Below are 6,536 nucleotides of genomic sequence, written 5' to 3'. Positions count from 1 at the left end.
CGGGGCCGGGCCGGCGGGCCGCTGCGGCTGCGCCCGTCCGACGTGCGCGAGGCGGTCCGCGAGGGGCGCGAGGGCAACCTGGTCCTGTTCGTCGTGGACGCCAGCGGGTCGATGGGCGCCCGGGAGCGGATGTCGGCCGTCAAGGGCGCCGTGCTGGCCCTGCTCACCGACGCGTACCAGCGGCGGGACAAGGTGGCCGTGGTCGCCTTCCGGGGCGCGGGCGCGCAGACCCTCCTCCCGGCCACCTCGTCCGTGCTCGCCGCCTCGACGCGGCTGGCCGAGCTGCCCACCGGCGGGCGTACCCCGCTCGCCGAAGGGCTCCTGGCCGCGGCCGAGCTGCTCCGGGTGGAGCGGCTGCGCGACCCGAAGCGCCAGCCCCTGGTGCTGGTCGTCACCGACGGCCGGGCCACCGTCGGCCCGCGCCCCCTCGACCGGGCCGCCCGCGCCGCCGCGGTGCTCGCCGCCACCGGCGCCCCCTGCGTCGTCGTCGACTGCGAGTCCGGCCCGGTCCGCCTGCATCTGGCCCGCCGCCTCGCCACCCAACTGCACGCCCCGCACCACCACCTCGCCGACGTGGCCACTGGTCCGCTCGTCGGCCTCACCACGAGGAGCGCCGCCTGATGCCGCAGGGGAAACCGAGCCACGTGCCCGCCGACGGGCTGACCACCCGGCAGCGGCGGCACCGGCCGCTGCTGATCGTGCACACCGGACAGATGAAGGGGAAGTCGACCGCCGCGTTCGGCCTGGCGCTGCGGGCCTGGACCGCCGGGCTGCCGATCGGCGTCTTCCAGTTCGTCAAGAGCGCCAAGTGGCGGGTGGGGGAGGAGAACGCCTTCCGGGCCCTCGGCGAGGTGCACGGGCGCACCGGGCAGGGCGCCCCGGTGACCTGGCACAAGATGGGCGAGGGCTGGTCCTGGATCCAACGCGGCGGAGCGGCCGACCACGCCGAGGACGCCCGGGAGGGGTGGCGGCAGATCCAGCGCGACCTGGCCGCCGAGCGCTACGGGCTCTATGTGCTCGACGAGTTCACGTACCCGATGAAGTGGGGCTGGGTCGACGTCGACGAGGTGGTCGCCACGCTGCGCGACCGGCCCGGCTTCCAGCACGTGGTGATCACCGGCCGGGACGCCGACCCGCGGCTGGTGGAGGCGGCCGACCTGGTCGCCGAGCTGACCAAGGTCAAGCACCCGATGGACGCCGGCCAGAAGGGTCAGAAGGGCATCGAATGGTGACCTCCTGGGCGCTGCCCCGGCTGGTCGTCGCCGCCCCGGCCAGCGGGCACGGCAAGACGACAGTGGCCACCGGGCTGCTCGCCGCGCTGCGCCGTCGTGGCCTGGCGGTCAGCCCGCACAAGGTCGGCCCCGACTACATCGACCCGGGCTACCACGCCCTCGCCGCCGGCCGCCCCGGCCGCAACCTCGACCCCTGGCTGGTCGGCCCGGAGCGGATCGCCCCGCTGCTGCGCCACGGCGCGACCGTGCCCACCCCGGCCGACGTGGCCGTGGTCGAGGGCGTGATGGGGCTGCACGACGGCGCGGTCGGGCACGGCGGCTACGCCTCCACGGCACACGTCGCCCGGCTCATCGAGGCGCCGGTGCTGCTGGTGCTCGACACGACCGCGCAGGGCCGCTCCGCCGCCGCGCTGGTGCTCGGCATGCGCGCCTTCGACCCGGTGGTGCGCATCGGCGGGGTGGTCCTCAACCGGGTCGGCTCGCCCCGGCACGAGACCCTGCTCCGCGACGCGCTCGCCGAGGTGGACGTGCCGGTGCTCGGCGCGGTGACCCGGGCCGCCGAGGTGGCCGCGCCGTCCCGCCACCTCGGGCTGGTGCCGGTCGCCGAACGCGCGCCCGAGTCGGTGGCCGTGGTGGCCGCGCTCGCCGACCTGGTCGAGTCCACCGTGGACCTCGACGCCGTGCTGGCGCTGGCCCGCACCGCGCCGCCGCTGACCGCGCCCGCCTGGGATCCGGCCGCCGCGGTCGGCGGTCCCGCCGGCACCGCCCGCCCGGTCGTCGCCGTCGCCGGTGGGGCGGCCTTCACCTTCTCGTACGCGGAGACCGCCGAGCTGCTCACCGCGGCCGGCGCGGAGGTGGTGACCCTCGACCCGCTGCGCGACGAGGCCCTGCCGCCCGGCACCCGCGCCGTGGTGATCGGCGGCGGCTTCCCCGAGCTGCACGCCGACGCCCTGGCCGGCAACACCGCCCTCCGCGCCGAGCTGGCCGGCTTCGACGGCCCGGTGGTCGCCGAGTGCGCCGGGCTGCTCTACCTCGGCCGCGCCCTCGACGGGGTGCCGATGTGCGGGCGGCTCGACCACACCGCCCGGATGACCGGCCGGCTCACCCTCGGCTACCGCGACGCGGTGGCCGCCGCCGACTCCCCGGCACATCGCGCCGGCGACGCGGTACGCGGGCACGAGTTCCACCGCACCGTGACCGACCCCGGGCACGGCGACCGCCCCGCCTGGCACTGGGACGGCGGCCCGCACGGCTTCGTGGCCGGCCGGGTGCACGCGTCCTACCTGCACACCCACTGGGCCGGGCACCCGGCGGCGGCCCGCCGGCTGGTCGAGGCGGCGAGCCGGTGAACCCGCCCAGCCACCCGCCGGCCGCCCCGGCGAGCCCCGTCCGGGGCTGGGATGAGCGGCCGCCCACCGCCGTGCTGACCGGGATCGGGGTCGGACCCGGCGACCCGGAACTGCTGACGCTCAAGGCCGCGCGGCTGCTGGGCGAGGCCGACCTGGTGTTCGTACCCGTGCTGGACCGGCACGCCGCGGACCCGGACGCGCCCGCCGGCCGGGCCGAGACCACGGTGCGGGCGCACGTGCCCGCGGACCGGCTGCGCCGGCTGCCGTTCGCCCTGGACGACCGGGGCGGGGTGACCGCCCGCCGGGAGCGGGCCTGGGACGCCGCGGCGGCGGCCGTGGCGGCCGCCGTCGACTCCGGCGCCCGGTCGGTCGCCTTCGCCACGATCGGCGACCCCAACGTCTACTCCACCTTCGGTTACCTGGCCGACGGCGTTCGGGCCCGGCGGCCCGGGGTCGAGGTGCGCACCGTGCCCGGCATCACGGCCATGCAGGAGCTGGCCGCCCGGGCCGGCGTGCCGCTCTGCGAGGGTCGCGAACCGCTCACCCTGCTGCCCGCCACCGCCGGGCTCACGCCGGTTGCCGACGCGCTCGCCGGCCCCGGCACCGTCGTCGTCTACAAGGGCTGGCGCCGCCACCCCGACCTGGTCGACGAGCTGCGCCGGCGGGGCCGGCTGGCCGACGCCGTGCTGGGCCGGTCGCTCGGCCTGCCGGACGAGCGGATCGGGCCGGTGGATCCCGCCGCCACCGACCTGCCCTACCTGTCGACGCTGCTGGTCCCGGCCCGCCGGGACGGCCGGGGAGGAAAACTGTGACCACCACCGGCAAGGTCTGGTTCGTCGGGGCCGGCCCCGGCGCCGCCGACCTGCTCACCCTGCGCGCCGCCCGGGTCATCGCCGAGGCCGACGTGGTCATCTGGGCGGCCAGCCTGGTGCACGCCGACGTGCTCGCCCACGCCCGCCCGGACGCCGAGATCGTCGACTCCTCCCAGCTGCCCATCGAGGGGGTCCGGCCGCTCTACGAACGGGCCGCCGCCGACGGGCTGACCGTGGCCCGGATCCACTCCGGCGACCCGGCGCTGTGGGGCGCCGTGCAGGAGCAGCTCGACCTCTGCCGCGACCTCGGCCTGGCCGTGGAGGTGGTGCCCGGGGTGTCCTCGTTCACCGCGGTCGCCGCGCTGGTCGGCCGGGAGCTGACCATCCCCGAGGTCGCCCAGTCGGTGATCCTCACCCGCCTGGAGGGCGGCAAGACGCCGATGCCGCCCGGCGAGCGGGTCCGCGAGTTCGCCCGGCACGGCACCACGATGGCGCTGTTCCTCTCCGCCGCCCGCTCCGGGCAGGCGCAGGCCGAGCTGCTGGCCGGTGGCTACCCGCCGGAGACCCCGGTGGTGGTCGCGTACCAGGCGACCTGGCCGGACGAGCTGGTGGTCCGGTGCCCGCTGGGCGAGCTGGAGGCCACCGTCAAGGCGCACAAGCTCTGGAAGCACACCCTGTTCCTGGTCGGGCCGGCGCTGGCCGCCACCGGCACCCGCTCGCACCTCTACCACCCCGGGCACTTCCACACCTACCGGCGGGCCGAGCCGGGCGCCCGCGCCGCGCTGCGCCGCGCCCGCGCCGACCGGTCCGGCGACGCCGCCGGGGACGGCCGGTGACCTACCCCGAGCCGCCGCTGCGCGAGCCGGACCTGCCGCGTACGGCGAAGGTCCGGCCCACCGCGCTCCGCACCGGCTGGACCACCGGCGCGTGCGCCACCGCGGCGACCAAGGCGGCGCTTACCGCGCTGGTCACCGGCGAGCCGCAGCGCCAGGTGGAGATCGGCCTGCCGGCCGGCCGGCGGGTCAGCTTCGCGGTGGCCCGCTGCGACCTGGAACCGGCCCGGCGGGCCGAGGCCGTGGTGGTCAAGGACGCCGGTGACGACCCGGACGTCACCCACGGCGCCGAGCTGACCGCCACCGTCACCTGGCGGGACGAGCCGGGGCTGCGCCTGGACGGCGGGCCGGGCGTCGGCACCGTCACCCGGCCGGGGCTCGGCCTCGAGGTGGGCGGCCCGGCCATCAACGAGACCCCACGGCGCATGATCGGCCAGGCCGTCGCCGAGGTGGTCGACCTCGGCGAGACCGGCGTCCACGTGGTGATCAGCGTGCCGCGCGGCGAGATCATGGCCCGCAAGACCACCAACCGGCGGCTCGGCATCCTCGGCGGCATCTCCATCCTCGGCACCACCGGCATCGTCCGGCCGTTCTCCACCGCCTCCTGGCGGGCCAGCGTGGTGCAGGCCGTGCACGTGATGGCCGCCCAGGGGGAGCGGACCGTGGTGCTGTGCACCGGCGGGCGTACCGAACGGGCCGCCCGGGCGCTCCTGCCGGAGCTGCCCGAGGTGTGCTTCGTCGAGGTCGGCGACTTCACCGGCGCGGCGGTCACCGCCGCCGTCGGCGACGGCATGACCGGGGTGGTCTTCGTCGGCATGGCCGGCAAGCTGGCCAAGCTCGCCGCCGGCATCCTGATGACCCACTACACCCGGTCCAGGGTGGACCTGTCGCTGCTCGGCGCGATCACCGCCGAAGTCGGCGGCGACCCGGACCTGGTCGCCGCCGTGGCCGCGGCCAACACCGGCCGGCACGCGTACGAGCTGTGGGCGGCCGCCGGGCTGCTCGGCCCGGCCGGCGACCTGCTCTGCCGGCGGGTCCGGCAGGTGCTGCGCCGCTTCGCCGGCCACGCGGTCACCGTCGACGTGGCCATGGTGGACTTCGCCGGCGCCCGGGTGGTCGCCTCCTCCGGGCGGTGGGCCGCGTGACCCCGACCGTGCTCGTGGCGGGTGTGGACGCCGCCGGGCGGCCGGCGCACCCCGCGCTCGCCGCCGCGCTGGCGGACGCCGGGCTGGTCGTCGGCGCGGCCCGGCATCTGGCCGCCGTCCCGGTGCCGGCCGGCTGCGCCACCGTCGTCCTCGGTCCGCTCGCTCCGGCCCTGGACCGGCTCGCCGCCGCCGTCGCCGCCGGCACGCCCGCGGTGGTGCTGGCCAGCGGCGACCCCGGGTTCTTCGGCATCGTCCGCCGGCTCCGGGCGGCCGGCCTGCCGGTGCGGGTGCTGCCCGCCGTCTCCAGCGTGGCCGCCGCGTTCGCCCGCGCCGGGCTGCCCTGGGACGGCGCGGCCGTGGTCACCGCGCACGGCCGGGACCCGCGTCCCGCGCTGAACGCCTGCCGCGCGCTGCCCGCGGTCGCGGTGCTCACCGCCCCCGGCGCGGGCGCGGCCGAGCTGGGCGCCGGCCTGGCCGGCTGGGACCGCCGCCTGGTCGTCGCCGAGCACCTCGGCACCCCCGACGAGCGGGTCACCTGGACCACCCCGACCGAGGCCGCCGCGACGACCTGGTCCGACCCCCACGTCGTACTCAGCCTCGCCCCGGAAACCACCCCCACCGAGACCGCGACCCCGTCGATCTTGCACTTACGGCCCGACCCGCGTCCGGTTCGGGCGTTCTGCCCGGGCACCAAGTGCAAGATCGCGGGGGGTGACGCCGGGATGCGTCGCGATGACCAGCCCGCGGCCGCGCCCGCCGGGGGGTGGGCGTTGCCCGAGTCCGCGTACGCGCACCGGGACTCGATGATCACGAAGTCCGAGGTACGGGCCCTCGCGGTTGCCCGGCTGCGGCCCCGGCTGGGCCGGCTGGTCTGGGACGTGGGCGCGGGCAGCGGCTCGGTCGGGATCGAGTGCGCGCTGCTCGGCGCGGCGGTGCTCGCCGTGGAACGCGACCCGGACGCGCCGATCCGGACCAACGCCGCGCGGCACGGCGTCGACGTGCGGGTGGTGACCGGGGTGGCCCCGGCGGCCTGGCCATGTATCCGTCGACCGTGGTGATGAACGTGGTCCCCGCCCAGGCGGCGGGGGTCCGCTCGCTGGTGGTGACCAGTCGCCGCCGAGCAGCGTGGTGCTCTGCATGATGGTGAGCCCGAGCACGGTGTGGA

The 6,536-nt window shown here is 77.7% G+C and carries 6 protein-coding genes and 2 pseudogenes; all 8 read left to right on the top strand.

What is annotated here, in order from left to right:
* Positions 1–621, top strand: a 621-nt coding sequence (locus tag ACW0Q9_RS28130; RefSeq protein WP_456186383.1) for a vWA domain-containing protein, incomplete at its 5' end; no start/stop codon positions are given.
* A complete protein-coding gene (gene cobO / locus ACW0Q9_RS28125; RefSeq protein WP_456186381.1) occupies positions 621–1,232 on the top strand; it encodes a cob(I)yrinic acid a,c-diamide adenosyltransferase in 612 nt (203 codons plus the stop codon). The genes ACW0Q9_RS28130 and cobO, both read left to right, overlap by 1 nt.
* A complete protein-coding gene (locus ACW0Q9_RS28120; RefSeq protein WP_456186379.1) occupies positions 1,226–2,581 on the top strand; it encodes a cobyrinate a,c-diamide synthase in 1,356 nt (451 codons plus the stop codon). The genes cobO and ACW0Q9_RS28120 overlap by 7 nt, the downstream gene beginning before the upstream one ends.
* Positions 2,582–2,652: 71 nt before the next feature.
* The gene (gene cobI / locus ACW0Q9_RS28115; protein ID WP_456186385.1) at positions 2,653–3,393 is read left to right on the top strand and encodes a precorrin-2 C(20)-methyltransferase; all 741 of its coding nucleotides are present in this window, start codon (positions 2,653–2,655) and stop codon (positions 3,391–3,393) included.
* Entirely contained in the window at positions 3,390–4,229 is an 840-nt protein-coding gene (gene cobM, locus ACW0Q9_RS28110; protein ID WP_456186377.1) for a precorrin-4 C(11)-methyltransferase, read from the top strand. The genes cobI and cobM overlap by 4 nt, the downstream gene beginning before the upstream one ends.
* Positions 4,226–5,371: a cobalt-precorrin-5B (C(1))-methyltransferase gene (locus ACW0Q9_RS28105; RefSeq protein ID WP_456186375.1), complete on the top strand. Its 1,146-nt coding sequence runs from the start codon at positions 4,226–4,228 to the stop codon at positions 5,369–5,371. The genes cobM and ACW0Q9_RS28105 overlap by 4 nt, the downstream gene beginning before the upstream one ends.
* Positions 5,359–5,949, top strand: a pseudogene (gene cbiE, locus ACW0Q9_RS28100) (precorrin-6y C5,15-methyltransferase (decarboxylating) subunit CbiE); the annotation flags it as partial. The gene ACW0Q9_RS28105 and the pseudogene cbiE, both read left to right, overlap by 13 nt.
* 368 nt (positions 5,950–6,317) lie before the next feature.
* Positions 6,318–6,482, top strand: a pseudogene (locus ACW0Q9_RS28095) (histidinol dehydrogenase); the annotation flags it as partial.
* Between the last annotated feature and the right edge of the window lie 54 nt (positions 6,483–6,536).

The organism is Micromonospora sp. I033 (assembly GCF_053890995.1).
Note: the sequence above shows the minus strand (reverse complement) of the source record. Positions and strands in the feature narration are given on the sequence as shown.

Excerpts from the sequence above, each read along its gene's own strand:
- cobO (WP_456186381.1), top strand. The coding sequence starts at position 621 with ATGCCGCAGGGGAAACCGAGCCACGTGCCCGCCGACGGGCTGACCACC.
- ACW0Q9_RS28120 (WP_456186379.1), top strand. The coding sequence starts at position 1,226 with ATGGTGACCTCCTGGGCGCTGCCCCGGCTGGTCGTCGCCGCCCCGGCC.